General features: G+C 66.9%; 13 protein-coding genes. 9 read left to right on the top strand and 4 right to left on the bottom strand.

Annotated features, from left to right (window positions below; all coding sequences use genetic code 11):
* Positions 1-47: 47 nt before the first annotated feature.
* Complete coding sequence (locus B2W55_RS25120) at positions 48-293, bottom strand: Lrp/AsnC ligand binding domain-containing protein (protein ID WP_016845986.1); 246 nt, start codon at positions 291-293, stop codon at positions 48-50.
* 191 nt (positions 294-484) lie between these two features.
* Here B2W55_RS25120 and thiD point away from each other — a divergent pair, with 191 nt between their 5' ends.
* The 4 genes from thiD to B2W55_RS25100 all read left to right on the top strand — a co-directional run bounded on the left by thiD (position 485) and on the right by B2W55_RS25100 (position 4,467).
* Positions 485-1,282, top strand: coding sequence for a bifunctional hydroxymethylpyrimidine kinase/phosphomethylpyrimidine kinase (thiD, locus tag B2W55_RS25115; RefSeq protein WP_024585047.1), 798 nt, complete (start codon positions 485-487; stop codon positions 1,280-1,282).
* A gap of 237 nt (positions 1,283-1,519) precedes the next feature.
* The gene (locus tag B2W55_RS25110; protein ID WP_024585046.1) at positions 1,520-2,332 is read left to right on the top strand and encodes a UDP-2,3-diacylglucosamine diphosphatase; all 813 of its coding nucleotides are present in this window, start codon (positions 1,520-1,522) and stop codon (positions 2,330-2,332) included.
* Positions 2,329-3,420 carry a glycosyltransferase family 4 protein gene (locus B2W55_RS25105; RefSeq protein ID WP_024585045.1) on the top strand — a complete coding sequence of 364 codons (1,092 nt, stop codon included), beginning with the start codon at positions 2,329-2,331 and terminating at the stop codon, positions 3,418-3,420. Before B2W55_RS25110 ends, B2W55_RS25105 begins: the two co-directional genes overlap by 4 nt.
* Before the next feature lie 57 nt (positions 3,421-3,477).
* Positions 3,478-4,467 carry a threonine/serine dehydratase gene (locus tag B2W55_RS25100; RefSeq protein ID WP_024585044.1) on the top strand — a complete coding sequence of 330 codons (990 nt, stop codon included), beginning with the start codon at positions 3,478-3,480 and terminating at the stop codon, positions 4,465-4,467.
* Between the two features lie 80 nt (positions 4,468-4,547).
* On the opposite strand, the gene B2W55_RS25095 is transcribed toward B2W55_RS25100, so the two are convergent.
* Positions 4,548-5,864, bottom strand: coding sequence for a hypothetical protein (locus B2W55_RS25095; protein ID WP_024585043.1), 1,317 nt, complete (start codon positions 5,862-5,864; stop codon positions 4,548-4,550).
* Between the two features lie 75 nt (positions 5,865-5,939).
* On the opposite strand from B2W55_RS25095, the gene B2W55_RS25090 reads away from it, so the two are divergent.
* On the top strand, positions 5,940-7,142 hold the full coding sequence (locus B2W55_RS25090; RefSeq protein WP_024585042.1) for an MFS transporter: 1,203 nt from the start codon (positions 5,940-5,942) through the stop codon (positions 7,140-7,142).
* Here the strand turns inward: B2W55_RS25090 and dgcA are convergent.
* The gene (gene dgcA, locus B2W55_RS25085) at positions 7,112-8,113 is read right to left on the bottom strand and encodes an N-acetyl-D-Glu racemase DgcA (RefSeq protein ID WP_024585041.1); all 1,002 of its coding nucleotides are present in this window, start codon (positions 8,111-8,113) and stop codon (positions 7,112-7,114) included. The genes B2W55_RS25090 and dgcA overlap by 31 nt on opposite strands.
* A gap of 143 nt (positions 8,114-8,256) precedes the next feature.
* Between dgcA and B2W55_RS25080 the strand changes: the two genes are divergently transcribed.
* The 3 genes from B2W55_RS25080 to B2W55_RS25070 all read left to right on the top strand — a co-directional run bounded on the left by B2W55_RS25080 (position 8,257) and on the right by B2W55_RS25070 (position 11,147).
* Complete coding sequence (locus B2W55_RS25080; protein ID WP_024585040.1) at positions 8,257-9,390, top strand: MlaE family ABC transporter permease; 1,134 nt, start codon at positions 8,257-8,259, stop codon at positions 9,388-9,390.
* A gap of 2 nt (positions 9,391-9,392) precedes the next feature.
* A complete protein-coding gene (locus B2W55_RS25075) occupies positions 9,393-10,163 on the top strand; it encodes an ABC transporter ATP-binding protein (RefSeq protein WP_024585039.1) in 771 nt (256 codons plus the stop codon).
* Between the two features lie 117 nt (positions 10,164-10,280).
* Entirely contained in the window at positions 10,281-11,147 is an 867-nt protein-coding gene (locus B2W55_RS25070) for an MlaD family protein (RefSeq protein WP_024585038.1), read from the top strand.
* 540 nt (positions 11,148-11,687) lie between these two features.
* On the opposite strand, the gene B2W55_RS25065 is transcribed toward B2W55_RS25070, so the two are convergent.
* Positions 11,688-17,642, bottom strand: a complete 5,955-nt coding sequence (locus B2W55_RS25065) for a negative regulator of septation ring formation (RefSeq protein ID WP_024585037.1) — start codon at positions 17,640-17,642, stop codon at positions 11,688-11,690.
* A gap of 381 nt (positions 17,643-18,023) precedes the next feature.
* On the opposite strand from B2W55_RS25065, the gene B2W55_RS25060 reads away from it, so the two are divergent.
* Positions 18,024-18,326: Hpt domain-containing protein (locus tag B2W55_RS25060; RefSeq protein WP_291532303.1), on the top strand; the 303-nt coding region annotated here is incomplete at its 3' end.

Genomic DNA, 18,326 nt, shown 5'->3' with positions numbered 1-18,326 from the left:
CCCCTCCCTTTGGGAGAGGTGAAGGAAAGTTCTCGGGCAGGCAGAGCCTACTTCGCGCCGAACGCCTTGAAGGTGATGATGGTGAGGGTGTCCTGAATGCCCGGGATCACCTGAACCTTCTCGTTGATGAAATGGCCGATGTCGGTGTCGTGGTCGACGTAGAACTTGACCAGCAGATCGTAATTGCCCGCGGTGGAATAGATCTCGGATGCAATCTCGGCTTCCGCCAGCGCGTTGGCGACGGTGTAGGACTGGCCGAGCTTGCATTTGATCTGGACGAAGAAGGGAACCATCAAAGTCGTCTCCGGGGATATCAGCGACTATAGGCCAAAAACCGGCGGCCAAGGCAAGGGGGAGGGGGGCCCGAGGCAGGGTCAACTCGCGGTAAAGTCAGGCAAACTTGCTGCCGGCGGGCGGCCGGGCTAGGACAGGCCATGGTGCACTTCGTCATGGTCTCGTTCGTATCAACCGCCGGTGCTGCGCAATGACGCCGGTCGCGCTCACCATTGCCGGCTCGGATTCCTCGGGCGGCGCGGGCATCCAGGCCGACCTCAAGAGCTTTGCCGCGCTCGGGGTCTATGGCGCCTCGGCCATCACGGCGCTCACCGCGCAGAACACCAAGGGTGTCAGCGGCATCCATCCGGTGCCGGCGGCCTTCGTCAGCGCGCAGATCGATGCGGTGTTTTCCGACCTCGCGGTCGGTACGGTCAAGATCGGCATGGTGGCGCAGGCCGAGACCATTGCCGCGATCGCCGATGGGCTGACGCGCTGGGCGCCGCGCCACATCGTGCTCGATCCGGTGATGGTCGCAACATCGGGCGACCGGCTGCTTGCCGCTGAAGCCGTCGACGCGCTGAAGACCCTGCTGTTTCCGCTGGCGTCGCTGATCACGCCGAACCTGCCGGAAGCAGCCGCGCTGCTCAACCAGCCGGTCGCATCGAACGAAGCCGAGGTCGAACGACAAGGCAAGCAACTGCTGGCGATGGGCTGTCGCGCGGTGCTGGTCAAGGGCGGCCACGGACACGGCACCGAGAGCATCGACTATCTGATCGACGCCGAGCGCAGCATCGCGCTGTCGGCGCCGCGCATCGCCACCGCCAACACGCATGGCACCGGCTGCTCGCTGTCGTCGGCGATCGCGGCGGGGCTTGCCAAGGGTGAGACGATGGAGACCGCGGTGCGTCACGCCAAGGCGTGGATCACCGATGCGATCGCGGCCGCCGATCGCTTTGCGGTCGGGCAGGGTCACGGGCCGGTGCATCACTTCCACAAATACTATTGAAACTCGGTAGCTGAATCCGGCTACGCATTCATCGACCGCCCTCGTCGTCCCGCTGCGCCATGCGCGCAACACAACGCCCGTTCCACACAGCCGCGACCGCTCATGTCGCCAGATTGTCGCACGTCGCTGTTATCCGCAGTGAAGGGGCGTGCTGCTGATTCTCGTTAACTCTTTGTGGGACCTCAGGTCGCGGGGATCGTCATCGCCCTGTCACAGGAATCTGTTAGGTGCACAGGCATGGGAAGTGACTCCTTGAGTGAAGAAAGCCCCGAGCGGCGCTTTCGCACTTTGTTTATCTCCGATGTCCATCTCGGAGCCCGCGGTTCGCAAGCCGACCGCCTGCTGGACTTCCTCCGCTCTCACGACGCCGACACGATCTACCTCGTTGGTGATATCGTCGACGGTTGGGCGCTGAAGTCGAACTGGTACTGGCCGCAGACTCACAACGACTTCGTGCAAAAGATGCTGCGCAAGGCGCGCAAGGGCGCCAAGGTGATCTACGTTCCGGGCAACCACGACGAGTTCCTGCGCAGATATTACGGCACGCATTTCGGCGGCATCGATGTGGTGGAGAACACCATCCATACCGGCGCCGACGGCAAGCGCTACCTCGTGATCCACGGCGACATCTTCGACCTCGTGGTGCAGAACGCGCGCTGGCTCGCCCATCTCGGCGACAAGGCCTACGACTTCGCGATCCAGATGAATCGCTTCGTCAACTTCTTCCGCAAGATGTTCGGCGTGCCCTACTGGTCGCTGTCGCAATGGGCGAAGCTGAAGGTCAAGAAGGCGGTCAACTATATCGGCGCGTTCGAGGCCACGCTTGCCGGCGAAGCGCGTCGTCACGGCTGCGACGGCGTGATCTGCGGCCACATCCACTACGCGACCATTCATGACGAGCACGGCATCCGCTACATGAATTGCGGCGACTGGGTTGAGAGCTGCACCGCGCTCGCCGAGCACGAGGACGGCCATTTCGAAATCATCACCTGGACCGACCCGGTGCGCCGGATCGCGCCAGTTCCGCGAGTGACGGCACGCGCTGCATGACGCATATCCTGGTCGCGACCGATGCGTGGCATCCCCAGGTCAACGGGGTTGTCCGCACGCTGACCATGATGGCACAGGCGGCGAAATCGCTCGGCGTCGAGGTGAGTTTCCTGACGCCGGACGAGTTCCGCACCTTCGCGATGCCGAGCTACCGCGATCTCCGGCTGGCATTGCCGTATCAGGCCAAGGTCGCCAGCCTGATCAAGGCGGCCAAGCCCGACAGCATCCATATCGCGACCGAAGGCCCGATCGGGCTTTCGGTCCGCCGCTATTGCCGCAAGCACGGCCTGCCGTTCACGACGAGCTTCCACACCCGTTTCCCGGAGTATGTGTCGGCACGGACGCCGGTTCCGGAAGCCTGGGTGTGGCGTGCGTTGCGCTGGTTCCACAAGCCGAGCCGGGCCGTGATGGCGGCGACGCCGGCGCTGGCGGCCGAACTGCGCCAGCGTGGCTTCCGCAACGTGGTGCTGTGGTCGCGCGGCGTCGACACCGCGCTGTTCCATCCGCGTGATGTCGATCTCTGCCTGCCGCAGCCGGTCTATCTGAGCGTCGGCCGGGTCGCGGTGGAGAAAAACCTCGAGGCATTCCTCGATCTCGATTTGCCCGGCACCAAGGTTGTGGTCGGGGATGGCCCGGCGCGGGCTGCGCTGGAGCGGAAATATCCGGAAGCCGTCTTCCTCGGCGCGCGCCATGGAGAAGAATTGGCTGAGATCTATGCGGCGGCCGATGTGTTCGTTTTCCCCAGCCGCACCGATACATTCGGTCTGGTGTTGCTCGAGGCCTTGGCGAGCGGTCTGCCGGTTGCCGCTTTTCCGGTCACCGGCCCCCGCGACGTGATTGGCGCGGCACCGGTCGGTGTGCTCGACGAGGATCTGCATCACGCCTGCCTCGAGGCACTCAGCATTCCGCGGCAGGCCTGCGTCGATTTCGCCGCGCTCCACACCTGGCAGGCGTCGGCCCGGGTGTTCATCGAGCGCTGCCTGAACGTCCGCCCCGCGGCGCCGGACGGCGAGGGGGAGGTGTTCGAATTCGGTGCCGAGGAGCACCATTTCGCAGGCCTGCCGGCGAGCCAGCCGACCTCGCGCTAAACAATCTCACGTTAAAGCGTCTTGCCGGGCCGCGCTCCGTCGCGATACAAATCGCGGATGACGGACACCGTTTCAAATCCACCCGTCGCTGCCGCGGACATCGATGCCGCCGCAAGGGTGGTCGCGCCGTTCGCGGTGCGCACGCCGCTCCTGACCTTCCCCGTTCTCAACGAACGTGTTGGCAGCCAAGTTTTCCTCAAGCCCGAGATGTTGCAGCGGACCGGATCGTTCAAGTTTCGCGGTGCGTTCAACAAGCTTGCCTCGATCCCGCAGGACAAGCGGAGCGGAGGTGTCGTCGCGTTCTCCTCGGGCAACCATGCCCAGGGTGTCGCCGCGGCGGCCAAGATCCTCAACATGCAGGCGACCATCGTGATGCCGGCGGACTCGCCGCTCACCAAGCGCGAGCGGACCAAGTCGTATGGCGCCGAAGTCGTGCTCTACGATCGCGATCGCGACGACCGCGCGGCGATCGCCAGCGGCATCGCCAGCAAGCGCGGCGCGACGTTGGTGCCTCCCTATGACGATCCCCTGGTGATCGCGGGCCAGGGCACCGCCGGCCGCGAGATCGCCGAGGACATGGCGGCGCTCGGGCTGACCCCCGATATCGTCGTCGCGCCGGCGTCGGGCGGTGGCCTGATCGCCGGTGTCGCCACCGCGGTGAAAGCAAAATATCCACAGGCCCAGGTCATCGTCGCCGAGCCCGCGGGCTATGACGATCACGCGCTGTCGCTCAAGGTCGGGCATCGCGAGGCGCATCCGGTTGCGGCGCGCACCATCTGCGACGCGCTGATGGCGATGATGCCGGGCGAACTGACCTTTGCGATCAACAGCAAGCTGCTCGCCAACGGCGTCAGCGCGACCGACGAAGAGGTTGGTGCGGCGGTTGCCTTTGCCTATCGCGAGCTGAAACTCGTGGTCGAACCCGGTGGCGCCATCGGCCTTGCCGCGCTGCTGGCCGGGCGGATCGACGCCCGAGGCAAGAACGTCGTCATCGTGCTCTCGGGCGGCAATGTCGACGCGGATTTGTTCGCGAAGCTCGTCGCCTGACGGCTACGATTTGAGATCAAGCGGGGGCAGGGCGGTGCCGCTCTGCCCCTGTTTCGTTGCGCGGCCAGGCGCGAACTCGATCAAGAGAAGAACGCGAGTTTCTCGGCCTGGCTCATGCGGCGGATCGGCGCCAGCGGATCGTTGGCTGCTACGCTCGGCTTCTTCAGCAGGCCGCTCGCAATGATGGTCGCGCCGAGGGAAACCTCTGCCGCGGGCGCCGGGGCAATTTCAACGCTCGCCGGGAGAGGCGGCGGCACGGCCGCTGGAGCCGAGGCAATCGGCGTCACGGCGACTGCCGACGATTCGACCTCGAGCTTCGGCTCGGCCGCCAGCATCGGCTCAGGCGCGGGTTCGGGCTCCGTCGCGGGCGCGACCATGTCGGGCTCGGCCGCCATCGCCTCGGCGACACGCATCTCCTCGGCGGCGCGCATTTCCTCGGCGATCGCCTCTTCGTCGATCGGATCGGGCGCGCCCATTTCCATCGCGATCAGGTCGAGCACCGCTTCGTCTTGCGCGTCGGCGGCGGCATCGTCGGTGACGCGGGCGAGCTCCGCAGCTTCGGCTTCGGCCAGTGCGGCTTCGGCTTTGAGCCAGGCCTCGCTCGGTTGCGGCATCACGGCCGTAGCCGCCTCAGGGCTCGGCGTTGCGGCAGGCATCGCGGCCTCGGCGTTCGGCGCTGCAATGGTCTCCTGGGGCAGCGCTGGCGACGCAGCGGCCATGGCGGCTTCTGGAGCAACGTTATCGGCCGCGGCGGCGCTTTCGGCTGCTGGCGGCGGTGCAGAGGGCGCGGCCGGTTCCGCAACCGGGCCCTCGGCCACTTCAGGCTTGGCCGCAGGCGTGACCGCCTTGTCCGGATCGAACTCGCTGAGCCGGCGGGCCAGCGCCGCGAAGGCGGCATCCAGCACGGCCTTGGCGTCGTCCATCGAAACCTGCGCAGCACCGGACTCGATCGCGCTGGCCTGCGAATCGATGATGTCGCAGATCCGCCCGTCATTGCCGATCTCGCGCAGCCGCCAGGAGATCTCCCGGATCACCCGCACGCCCTTGCGCACCGGCGCGAGGTTCGGCTCGAAGCTGATGCCGTCGAGCGCGGCGATCGCGGACGCCTGGCTGGCCTCGATCGCGCCGCGCAAGGCGCCCAGCGCCTGCGCCAACTGCTCGTCCCTGATCGCGTCCGCGGCGGCCTGCCGCTGGGCGCTGAGGCTCTCCTCGATCCGCGCCACGGCGTCGAGCACCATGCGGGTGTCGGCATTGCGGTTGCGCTTGGCGTATTCGCCGAGGAACCAGCGGCCCCGCGAGGTCTCCATGAAGGCCGCGCTGATCGCGGCATAGTCCTCCTCGCTCGGCAGGGCCGCGCGGGCGGATATCGGAGACAGGGCGAATGCTTCTTCGGCCATCACAATCTCTTCGCGCAAATCACTGCGCGTTACGCTAACGATCACCACGATATCGCGCGAATCGCAATTGAATTGATGTCTTCCGAATCACAAATCCCCATTGCAGCCAGGGTTGCATCGCGGCGATTCGCGCGAAGGCTCGCGGCATTCTACGCCACGCTGTTCGGCATGACCGGGGTGCATCTGCCGTTCTTCACGGTGTGGCTGAAGGCGATCGGGATCGATGCCACCTGGATCGGCATCATCACCGCCGTGCCGCCGGTGACGCGCTTCACCGTGCTGCCGCTGATCACCGCGGCGGCGGAACGGCGCCAGATGCTGCGCGGCGCGATCATCGCCACCGGCTTCGCCACGGCGCTGGGCTTCGTCGTGATCGGCACCCAGCATCAGCCTTTCGTGCTGCTCGCGGTCTACGCGCTGACCTGCTGCGTCTGGACGCCGATGGTGCCGCTCACCGACGCCTATGCGCTGCGCGGCGTCCGGCAATTCGGCCTCAGCTACGGGCCGCTGCGGCTGTGGGGGTCGGCGGCCTTCGCGGTCTGCGCGCTGGTCAGTGGTTTCCTGCTCCGCTACGTCGCGGAGGTCGATTTGATCTGGATCATCACGGCCATGACGCTGCTCGGCGCGCTGGTCGGGCTGACCTTGCGGCCGCTCGGCCGTCCGGCGGCGGCGGCCGCGCCGAAGGCCGGCGCGCCAAGACTGCTGCGCAATCCGACCTTTCTCGCCATCATCGTGGCCTCGTCGCTGATCCAGGGCAGCCACGGCGCCTATTACATCTTCGCCTCGATTGCCTGGCAGCAGGCCGGTTTCAACGGCCTGACCATCGCATGCCTCTGGGTGATCGGCGTGATCGCCGAGATCGTGCTGTTCGCATTGTCGCCGCGCTTCACGCTGCCGTCGGCGGTGCTGGTGATGATCGCAGCGGCCAGCGCCGCGGCGCGCTGGGCGATCACCGCGCAGGACCCGCCGCTCGCGGTGCTCGCCGTGGTCCAGCTCGGACACGGCTTGAGCTTCGGCCTGACCCAGGTCGGCATCATGGGGTTGATGGTGCAGCACGTGCCGGGGCATGTGATGGCGCGCGCGCAGGGCTATCTCACCGCCTGCGGCGGCATCGTCGCCAGCACCACGGCGATCGTCAGCGGCATGGTCTATGCGCGCTTCGGGCTCGGCGTCTACGACATGATGGCGGCGACGGCGGCGACCGGCGGGCTGGTGGCATGGCTGGCGCGTGGACGCCTAACCCATCATCATCCCCACAGCGCCGCGTCCGGCGGATAGACCTGGCTGCCGTCATAGCGCAGGCCGTCGTCGCGGTCCTTCGCCAGCAGCAGCGGGCCGTCGAGATCGATGAAGCGGGCGGCCTGCGCGATCAGCATCGCCGGCGCCATCGACAGCGAGGTCGCGACCATGCAGCCGATCATGATCTCGAAGCCGAGCGCGTTTGCGGCATCCGCCATCGCCAGCGCCTCGGTCAGCCCGCCGGTCTTGTCGAGCTTGATGTTGACGGCGTCATAGCGACCGCGCAGTCCGGCAAGCGAGGCGCGATCATGCACGCTCTCGTCGGCGCACACCGCGACCGGCCGCTTGATCCGCGCCAGCGCTTCGTCCTTGCCCGCGGGCAGCGGCTGCTCGATCAAAGTGACGCCGGCATCGGCGCAGGCTTTGAGGTTGGCGGCAAGGTTGTCCTCGGTCCAGGCCTCGTTGGCATCGACGATCAACTCGGAACCCGGCGCCGCCTTGCGCACGGCGGCGATCCGCGCGCCGTCGCCATCGCCGCCGAGCTTGATCTTGAGCAGCGCGCGGTGCGCGGCCTTCGCGGCGGCTTCCGCCATCGCCTCTGATGTCCCGAGCGAGATCGTGTAGGCGGTGGTGCGGGGTTCTGGCGCAGACCGGCCGAGCAGGTTCCATATCCGCCGACCGGCGCGCTTCGCCTCGAGGTCCGCCAGCGCGCAGTCCAGCGCATTGCGGGCGGCCCCGGCGGGCATCCGCCCTTGCAGGGCGATGCGGTCCATACCGCCGGCAAGCGGTTCCTGCATGGCCTGGATCGCCTCCAGGGTCGCCTCCGGCGTTTCGCCATAGCGCGGATAGGGCACGCATTCGCCGCGGCCAATCAGGCCGCCCTGGCCGACCTCCGCCACCACGACGACGGCTTCGGTCTTGGCGCCACGGCTGATCGTGAACGAGCCCGCGATCGGCCAGCGCTCGATCCTCACCGTCAAGGAAACAGTTCCGCGTGGGGTGGAAGTCATTTTAAAGTCTACTATTTCCTGAACCGTAGCTTGCGACGCGCAACCAACTATGGCTGGTTAGTGACAGATTCGACAAGCCGATCCGGCAAGCCGCCGGAGATCTGCATAAGCGGCGGCCAGCCGGCTTGAGGGGTAGGCAAAAGGTGAGCGGCGACCCGACACTGGAGCGGATAGCCCAAGGCGAAGGACTGGCGTTGTGCGCGGCGGGCAACTGGACGGCCCGCTTCGCGCCGGCGCTTGAGCGGATCGTCTCCGATGCCGAGAAGCTGCGCGGCAGCCGCCCGCATATTTTTATCGACGTGTCGCAGGTCGCAAGCCTCGACACTTTCGGCGCCTGGCTGATCGAACGGCTGCGCCGCAGCCTCAGCGACACCGGTGCCGAAGCCGAGATTGCGGGCCTCTCGGCGAATTATTCCAGCCTGGTCGACGAGGTCCGTCGCGTCGATCCCGCGCCCAAGGCCGCGGGTGAACCGCTGCTGATCGTGGGCATGCTCGAGCAGATCGGGCGCACCGTGGCCGGGATCAGCGGCACCATCGTCGGCCTGGTCGATATGCTCGGCGCGGTGCTGGCCGCGGCCGCCTGGGTGCTGATCCATCCGCGCAGCTTCCGCTTCACCTCGACGGTGCATCACCTCGAACAGGTCTGCCTGCGCGCGGTGCCGATCGTGGTGCTGATCACCTTCCTGATCGGCTGCATCATCTCGCAGCAGGGCATCTTCCATTTCCGCAGGTTCGGCGCCGACATCTTCGTCGTCGACATGCTGGGCGTGCTGGTGCTGCGCGAGATCGGCGTGCTGCTGGTCGCGATCATGGTCGCGGGCCGCTCCGGCTCGGCCTACACCGCCGAGCTCGGCTCGATGAAGATGCGCGAGGAGATCGACGCGCTGCGCACCATGGGCTTCGATCCGATCGAGGTCCTGATCCTGCCGCGCATGCTGGCGCTGGTGCTGGCGCTGCCGATCCTGGCCTTCCTCGGTGCGATGGCCGCGCTCTACGGCGGCGGCCTGGTGGCCTGGCTCTATGGCGGCGTCGATCCGGAAGCCTTCCTGCTCCGCCTTCGTGATGCCATATCGATCGACCATTTCATCGTCGGCATGGTCAAGGCGCCGGTCATGGCGGCGGTGATCGGCATCGTCGCCTGCGTCGAGGGGCTGGCGGTGCAGGGCTCGGCGGAGTCGCTCGGACAGCACACCACCGCGTCGGTGGTGAAGGGAATCTTCTTCGTGATCGTGATGGACGGCGTGTTCGCGATCTTCTTCGCCTCGATCGGGATGTGATCATGGCGGACGAGGACAACGACGCCATCATCCGGGTCCGCGACATCACCGTGCAGTTCGGCGAGACCCGGGTGCTCGACGGCCTCAACCTCGACGTCAAGCGCGGCGAGATCCTCGGCTTCGTCGGGCCGTCGGGCGCCGGCAAGTCGGTGCTGACGCGCACCATCATCGGCCTGGTGCCGAAGGTTTCCGGCCGCATCGAAGTGTTCGGCGTCGACCTCGATGCCGCCAACTCGGCGCAGCGCCGCGCGGTCGAGCGGCGCTGGGGCATCCTGTTCCAGCAGGGCGCGCTGTTCTCCTCGCTCACGGTGCGCCAGAACATCCAGTTCCCGGCGCGCGAATATCTGCGGGTCTCGCAGCGGCTGCTCGACGAGATCATGGTGGCGAAGCTCGTGATGGTCGGGCTGAAGCCCGAGGTCGCCGATCGCTATCCGTCGGAACTGTCGGGCGGCATGATCAAGCGCGTCGCGCTGGCGCGCGCGCTCGCGCTTGACCCTGAACTCGTGTTCCTTGACGAGCCGACGTCGGGCCTCGATCCGATCGGCGCCGGCGATTTCGACGAGCTGGTGCGCACACTCCAGCGCACTTTGGGGCTGACCGTTTTCATGGTAACCCACGATCTCGACAGCCTTTACACCGCGTGCGACCGTATCGCCGTTTTAGGGAACGGTAAGATCATTGCTGCAGGATCGATCGCCGACATGAGGGCATCGCAGCATCCGTGGTTGCAGCAATATTTCAACGGCAAGCGCGCCCGTGCCGTTGTGGCCTAGCCATGATCCCGAGACGAGACCAGCGGTTTTGACGAGATCATGCGGCAACGGAGAATTCGACGGGTTCGCGCGCAGGCCGGCTGCGCGGGAGCTCAAAGGTATTAACGCGAGTATTTGATGGAAACGCGGGCGAACTACGTCTTGATCGGAGCCTTCACGTTGGCGGTCATCGCCGCGGCGTTCGGCTTCGTGCTGTGGTTCCAGAGCCTGCACACCACCAAGCAGCGCAGCCCGTTGCGGGTCATCTTCGAGGGGCCGGCGTCAGGCCTGCGCAACGGCGGCAACGTCAATTTCAATGGTATCAGAATAGGGGAGGTCGTCTCGGTCAAGCTCGACAACCCGCGCCGCGTGGTCGCGCTGGCGATGATCGAGAACAGCGCGCCGCTCCGCAAGGACACCCTGGTCGGCCTCGAATTCCAGGGCCTCACCGGCGTCGCCGCGATCTCGCTGAAAGGCGGCGAGGAGGCCGCCCCGCCGGTGCCGCTCGATGAGGACGGCATCCCGGTCCTGACCGCCGATCCCAATGCGCTGCAGGACGTCACCGAGGCGATCCGCGCCACCCTGCAAAACGTCAACCGCATCGTCGCCGACAATCAGCAGTCGGTGAAGAATTCGCTGAAGAACCTCGAGGTCTTCACCCAGGCGCTGGCACGCAATTCCGAGAAGATCGACAACGTCATGGTCAAGGTCGACGGCGTGATGGCCAAGGCCGACAATCTGATGCTCGGCCTCAATGCGATCGCCGGCGGCAACAATGGCAGCGAGCTGAACCAGATGGTGAAGTCGATCCGCGAGCTCGCCGACAATGTCGACAAGCGGACCAATCTCCTGATCAACGACGGCCGCCGCACGCTCGCCGATATCAGCCGTGCCGTGAACAATTTCGACCGCAACCCTAGTCGGGTGATCTTCGGCGGCAGCAACAACGCCGCACCCGAGCCCGCGCCGGCTCCCGCGGCGCCAGGGCCGCGGCGAAGGCAGTAGTGACAGGCGAAGGGTGAGTGGCAAATGGCGAATGGCTCCTCGCCTGTTGGCCCCGTCATCGTGAGCGGAGCGAAGCAGCCGATCGCATAAAGTAGTCCGAACCGGAACAGGTTGTCGTGTCGAATGACAAACCAGACTCGCTTCAGCAATCAATGCTGTACGCGCTGATATTCGCTGTCGGCGCGGTTCCCGCTGCCGTGCTGTTAGGCATCGCGTGGCGCGATTGGACTTTGTTCGCAGCCTGTTGGGTCGCAATGTATTTGATGGGCGGAATGCGGTGGTTTCCCTGGGGAACGCCGCGTCGAAAAGCCTTCTCGATTGGGGTGTTCGCCGGGACGACGCTGCCGACTGCTGCCTGGGTAGCCGGATTGACGCCCTGAGGTGAGACCATCTGTCGTTTCCTGACGGTGACGACGGCGGTTAGGGCATCACGTTATCGGTGACGCGCTGTCCGCCTGTTCAACCGTGGCGCAAAACAACGGAGGCCTTTCGGCCTCCGCTTTTCCTTCGCTATTCGCTACTCACTATTCGCCGATCAACTTACCCCAGCCGTCCCGCGGCATGCGCGAGCAGGGTGTAGACCAGCCCGGTCTCCGAGGTCAGGTGGCCAGCGAGCTCCTGCTGGCCGCGGCCGTCGCGGGCGACTTCGTCGAGCAGGCGCTCGAACTCCGCGATGTAACGGTCGACCGTCTGCTTGAAGCCGCGATCGGCGCGGTACTTGCGGGCCACCTCGTCGAAGGCCTTCTGGCCGGCGGGCGTGTAGAGCCGCTTGCTGAACGCCTTGTTCTCGCCGCGCTGGTAGCGATCCCACATCTCGGCCGCGAGCGTGCGGTCCATCAGCCGGCCGATGTCGAGCGACAGCGACTCCAGCGGATTGACGGCCTGCTGCGGCGGCTGACGCGGGCGCTGCGTGTCGCGGCTCGGCGGGGCAGGCGGCGCCGCGTCGCTGCGGTTGAGCAGGTCGGACAGCCAGCCGTCCTGGCCATTGTCGGAGCTCGCCGGGCTGACCGACGGAGCTTCGGTGCGACGCGAGGCCGGCATGCCGAGGTTTTGCATGCCCAGATCCGGGGGCGGCAGCGTCGCGGCGCTGTTGCCATTGTCGCGCGCGCGCACGTCGTCCCGCATCCGCACGTCGCCACGGCCGCCGGCGGCAGCCATCAGCGGCTCCTCGTGGCGGACGCTGGCGCGGTTGGTCGAGACCACGTCGAGCCCGCGGCCGTGATGGGCGACGATGCGATTCAACTCGGCCAGCGCCTCGATCTGGTCGACGATCACCTTGCGCATCTGCGCGGTGTTCTCGGCGGCCTCCTGCGGCATCTCGAGCACACCGCGGCGCAGCTCGTTGCGGGTGGCCTCGAGCTCGCTGTGCATCTCGCTCGCCATCTGCTTCATCGCCGTGACCATCGCGGAGAACTTCTCCGTCGATTCCTTGAACATCGCATCGGTCTCGGCGTTGCTCTGCTGGTAGAGGTCGTTCATCGCATCGACGGTCTGCTGACGCTCGTTCTCGGCCGCCTGGCGCACCGCCTCGAACTGCCTGCTGATCGCAGCCGAACCGGCGCCTGCGGTCTCCGCCACGACGCGGGCGATGTCGCGGGCGCGCTCCTCGGCCGCGGCCAGCGATTCATCGAGCAAGCCGGTGAAGCGCGACAGCCGCTGGTCGAGATCGGTGGTGCGCAGGTCGATGGTGGTGACCAGCGATTCCAGCTCCGACTTGCGCTCGTTGACGGAGGTCGTCGTCGAGCGGTTGGCCTGCTCGACCACGGCGGCGGCGTCGATCAACGCCTTGCCGTGGGTCTCGAACTGGCTCGACAGCGCGCCGAGGTCCTCCAGCGCCTTGCCGGTCTTGCTGTTGAACACCGTGAGCTGGTCTTCCAGCGTCTGGGTCGCGACGCCGTTGCGCGAGGTGACGTCGTTCATGGCGGACACGAAGTCTGCCACGCGGGTCACCAGCGCGCGCTCCAGCGAGTTGAGGTTGTCGTGGGCGCCGGTCAACACCTCCTGCAACAGGATGTTGCCTTCGCGCAGCCGCTCGAACAGCGCGACCGTATCGGTACGCAGGATCTTGCTGGTCTCCTGCATCTCGGTGACGGCCGAGATCGAGACCTGGCGCGACTGGTCGATCGCCGCGCGCGAGGCGTGCTCGAGCTCCTTGAGCGACTTCGCCACCGCGCCGGTTGCCTGGTCGCCCGCCGAGGTGATGTTGCGCGCGACATCGCTGCCATGCGCCGACATCGACTGCGAGAAGGCGAGGCCGCGGGTTTCGATCGCCTTCAGCGCATCCGCGGTGGCGCGATCCATGTCGGTCGCAAGTTGCGTGGTCTTGGCGGTCAGCGCCTCGACCAGCGAGCCGCGGCGGCCGTCGACCATCTGCGACAGGCGCTCGGTCTGCTGCTGCACATAGGTGACGATCTCGTCGGTCTTGCCGGTCATCGCCGAGCCGAACGCGCTGGAGGCGGACAGCACCGAACGCTCGATGTCGGCGGAGGTCGTCTTGACCTTGGTCGAGACCTCGTTGGACATCGTGATCAGGGCCGCCTGCGCGTTCTGCGCCGAGGTCTGGATGTTGTCGGTGGTCTTGGCCGTGACCGCGCCCAGCGCGCGCTCGACGTCGGTCGACAGCGTGCGGATCTGGGCGGCGGCATCGGCAGAGGTCGCCGCGAACGAGCTCTGGGCCTCGCGGGCGCTGCCCAGGATGGTCTGCGCCGTCTCCGCGCTGGCCGCGGTCAGCGAGCGCTCGATCTCGGCCGAGATCGCGCGCATCTGGCTTGCGGCTTCGCTCGACGTTGCCACGAACGAGTTCTGCGCGTCGCGGGCGCTGCCCGCGATCGTTTGCGCGGTGTTGGTGCCGACCGACGTCAACGTGCGCTCGACATCGACCGCCAGCGACTTGACGTGGTTGGCAGCCTCCGTCGACGCGGTGACGAGGGTGTTCTGCGCCTCGCGGGCGCCGGCCGTCAGCAACTCCACGGTGCCGGAACCGGCCATCGACAGCGCGCGCTGGATGTCGGCGGCGAGCGCCGACACCTTGCTCGTGGCCTCGGTCGACGCATTGACCAGCGTGCTCTGGGCTTCGCGCGCACCTGACGTGATCGATTCCGCGGTGGCGGAGCCGGCCATCGAGAGCGAGCGTTCCATGTCGGCCGCCAGCGTGCGGACCAGGCTGGTGGCCTCGGTGGATGCGCCGGCCAGCGTGCTCTGGGCCTCGCGGGCGGAGGCGACGACGGCTTCCGCGGTGGCGGAGCCGGCCATCGACAGCGAGCGCTCGATGTCGGCCGACAATGTCCGGACCAGGTTGGTGGCATCGGTCGACGCGCCGGCCAGCGTGCTCTGCGCCTCACGGGCCGAGGCGACGATGGATTCCGCGGTCGCGGTGCCGGCGGTCGAGAGCGAGTGCTGCATGTCGGCCGCGAGCGAGCGGATCAGGTTGGTCGCCTCGGTGGATGCGCCGGCCAGCGTGGTCTGGGCCTCGCGGGCGGAGGCGACGACGGCCTCCGCGGTGGCGGAGCCGGCCATCGAGAGCGAGCGCTCGACATCGCTGGCGAGCGACTTGACCTGGCCGGTGACGTCGGTCGAGGTCGAGATCAGCGTGGTCTGTGCCTCGCGTGCACCGGTCATGATCGCCTCGGCGGCGGCGGAGCCGGCCATCGACAGCGACTGCTCGACATCGGCAGCCAGCGACTTGACCTGGCCGGCGGCCTCGGCGGAGGCGCTGACCAGCGTGGTCTGCGCGTCGCGGGCGCCCGACAGGACGGAGGCCGCGGTGGCGCTGCCGGCCGCTTGCAGTGTGCGCTCGACATCCTCCGACAGCGACTTGATCTGGGAGGCGACGTCGCCGGAGGCCGAGACCAGCGACACCTGGGCGTCGCGGGCGCTGGTGAGGATCGAATTGGCCGCATTGGTGCCGACCGCGGTCAGCACGCTCTCGACCTCGGCCGAGCTCTGCTTGAGCTGGTTGCCGACGTCGGCGGACACGGTGAGCAGCGCCTGCTGCGCGGTGCGCGCGCCGGTCTGGATCGTCTCGCTGGTGTTGACCACGAGGTTGGTCAGCGAGCGTTCGGCGTCCTCGACATGGGACTTGATGCTCGACGACAGCAGCTCGGCGCGGGACATCAGGTCCTCGCTGGCCTGACGGCCGCTGCTCTCGATGCGGCCCGCGACCGCCTCGACGCGCGAGCCGAGCAGGTCCTCGAACTGCGCGACGCGGGTGTCGATGTCGCCTGCGATCACGCCGACATGGCTCTCGATGCCCTGCTGGATGCTGGCGAAGCGCGCCGAGATGGTGTCGGTCAGGTTCGCGCTGTGACCCGTGATGGTGTCGACGAGGCGGGTGTTGTGACCGTTGATGGTGTCGGCGAGGCGGGTGCTGTGGCCGTTGATGGTGTCGACCAGGCGGATGCTGTGGCCGTCGATGGTCTCGGTGACGCCGTTGATGCGGTGGTCGACCGCGGCGATCGCCTGCACCGTGCCCTCGGTCAGGGTCGTGGTGAGCAGGCCGAGCCGCGAGTCGATCGAATGGATCGCCTGGGTGGCGCCTTCGGTGAGCTGGGTCGCGAGCGTGCCGAGATGGCCGTCGATGGTGTCGGTGACCGACTTGGCGCGGCTCTCGAAGGTGACCTCGAGCGTCTTCATGCGGCCGTCGATCGCGTCATCCAGCGATTGCAGGCGGCCGTCGAACGAGCCGATCTTGCTGGCGAGCGAAGAGTCGAACGACGACAGCTTGTCGGTCAGCGAGGCGTCGAGATGGGTGACGCGGCTGCCGAGCGTGGTCTCGAATTGCAGCAGGCGCTGGTCGAGCGAGGCGGTGATCTCGCCGCTGTTGGTGGTGACGCGATTGTCGAAGGTGTCGACATAGGTCTTCAGGCTGTCGGCGATGTCCTGGGTGCGCTGGCCCATGCGGTCGACGATGTCGCCGCCGAAGGTCTTCACCGTGCGGTCGAATTCCGAGATGTGGCGGGTGATCAGCGCGCCGAGCGTGCCGGAGTCGCGGGCGAATTTCTCGGCCAGCTCGCTGCCATGGTTCTTCACCAGGTCGTCGAACGCGCTCATCTGCAGCGACAGCGAATCGTGCGCGGTCTCGGTCTGGCCCACCACCTTGGCGACCAGCGAATTGACGGTGACGTCGAGCGCTTCGCTCGCCTTGTCGCCGGAGGTCATGATCTGGCCGGCGAGGCGGTTGCCGGCGTCGTCGATCTTGCCGACCAGGTCGTTGCTGCGCAGCTCGAGTTCGAGCAGCAGCGAATCGGCCGAGTTCTTCAGGGAGTCGTGTACGTCCGCGGTGCGGTCCGAGATGCCGTCGACGATCGCCGACGAGCGCTGCTCGAACTCGCCGGTGATGCGGTCGATGCGCTCGTTCAGCATCTCGTGGACGCGATCGGCCAGGTCGACGAATTCGTCATGGACGTGGCCGGTCTTGAAGTTGAGGCTGGTGGTCAGCCGCTCGGAGGCGTCGAGCACCGCGCGGGTGGTCTCGGCACTGGCTTCCTCGAGGCGGTCGAGCAGGTCGCCGCCGCGCTCGCCGAGCGCGAGGATCATGTTGTCGCCGGCATGGCTCAGTGCGGTCGTGATGTGCTGGCCGCGCTCTTCCAGCGCGCCGGTGATGCTCTTGGCGACCTCGTCGACGCGCGAGGCGATCGCGTCCGAGATCAGCGCGATGTCGTGGCGCAGGTCGATTTGCACGCCGGAGATCGCGCTGCGGACCTGCTCGGCCTGGCCGACCAGATTGTCGCGCTGGTGGGCGATGTCCTGTAGCAGCGCGCGGATGCGCACTTCGTTGTCGGAATAGGCGCGTTCCAGCGCCGCCACCTCGTTGGCGACCAGGGTCTCGAGTTCGCCGGCGCGCGCGATCGCGCGTTCGACGCCGTCGCCCATCGCCGCGACCTCGCGGCGGATCGCCTGGCCGACCGTCACCATGGAATCGGAGGCGGCATGCTCCGGCTCCGAGAAACGCATCGCGACCTGCGCCATCGATTGCGCGATCTTGTTCATGTTCTGGCCGTAGGCGGCCAGGGTCGAGACGAAGAAGAACAGCAGCACCGGGGCGATGAACAGCGCGGCAAGGCCCGCAAGCACCAGCACGCCGGTGCCCTGCGCCATCGCGGATTGCAGCGACGGCCAGAACGCGATGGTGAGGATGGCGCAGCCGAGCAGCCAGACGCCGGAGCAGATCGCGAACAGGGTGTAGGTGTTGAGGGAGGGGCGGCCCCTCTGCACCTCCTGAAGCATCTGGCCGATGCTGGCGCGATCGTCATTGGCGGCGCGGCGCTGGTTGCGCGGTTCCTCGATCGGCTCGAACACCGCTCGATCGGCATTCGCGCGGGGCTCGAACGACGTGGCCGAAAAATCCGGTGTGGCCGGTGGCAGGCTCGGCGGCGCGGCGCCGTCGTTGACGGGGCTGCGATTCTCCGCGCCCTGTTCGCTGATGTTGAGGGCTTCCTGGATGGCAGAAAGCGCGACTTCGGTGGGATCTTTGACCTTCTTGGGAGTGTTCGCCATGTTCAGTCTAAGCCCTCTCACTATTTACGCGTCGGCGAGCCTGCGATTGTCCCCGCGCAAGCTCGAAGCCGGTGCCCACAAGCGGAGCGCAAGCGCCCCCCTCGGCGGCTTGTCCGCTACATCCGCAAACATCCTATGGGGAGAGTGATGCGAATGAAATGCTTGCGATTAATACTTTCTTAATCATCGTTAACAGCTTTGCGCCATAAGGCCTTATGGGTACTCAAAATTCCTGCCCTGGCGCGTCGATTGTGTCCGGAAATTGTCCAGAATCAGGCGGTTTTGCCGATCATCCAGACAACAATCCGTTAACCAGTTTCGTGATTGGCTGGGCCAACGATCCCGCCGGCAAGGGCCGGACAGGGACCACAGGGACTGGCCATGCCGCTTCATCTCGAACGGGTTGAATGGACCCAATCGCCACCGCTCGCGCCCGGCGGCGGGCCGATCGACGTCGACCATCTCCAGCGCATGACGCTGGGCGACCCGGCCCTGGAACGGGAGGTGCTGGCCATGTTCTCGACCCAGTCGGCCCGGATCCTCGGTGAGCTGGCCGCCTTGCCGCCGGAGGCGGCGACCCATGCCCATACCCTCAAGGGGTCGGCACGCGCGATCGGCGCCTTCGGCGTCGCCGAGGCTGCCGCCCAGCTGGAAACCGCGCTCGGCAGCGGGTCCGATCCGGCC

This window comes from Bradyrhizobium sp. UBA2491 (assembly GCF_002341725.1).
Taxonomy (GTDB): domain Bacteria; phylum Pseudomonadota; class Alphaproteobacteria; order Rhizobiales; family Xanthobacteraceae; genus Bradyrhizobium.
Note: the sequence above shows the minus strand (reverse complement) of the source record. Positions and strands in the feature narration are given on the sequence as shown.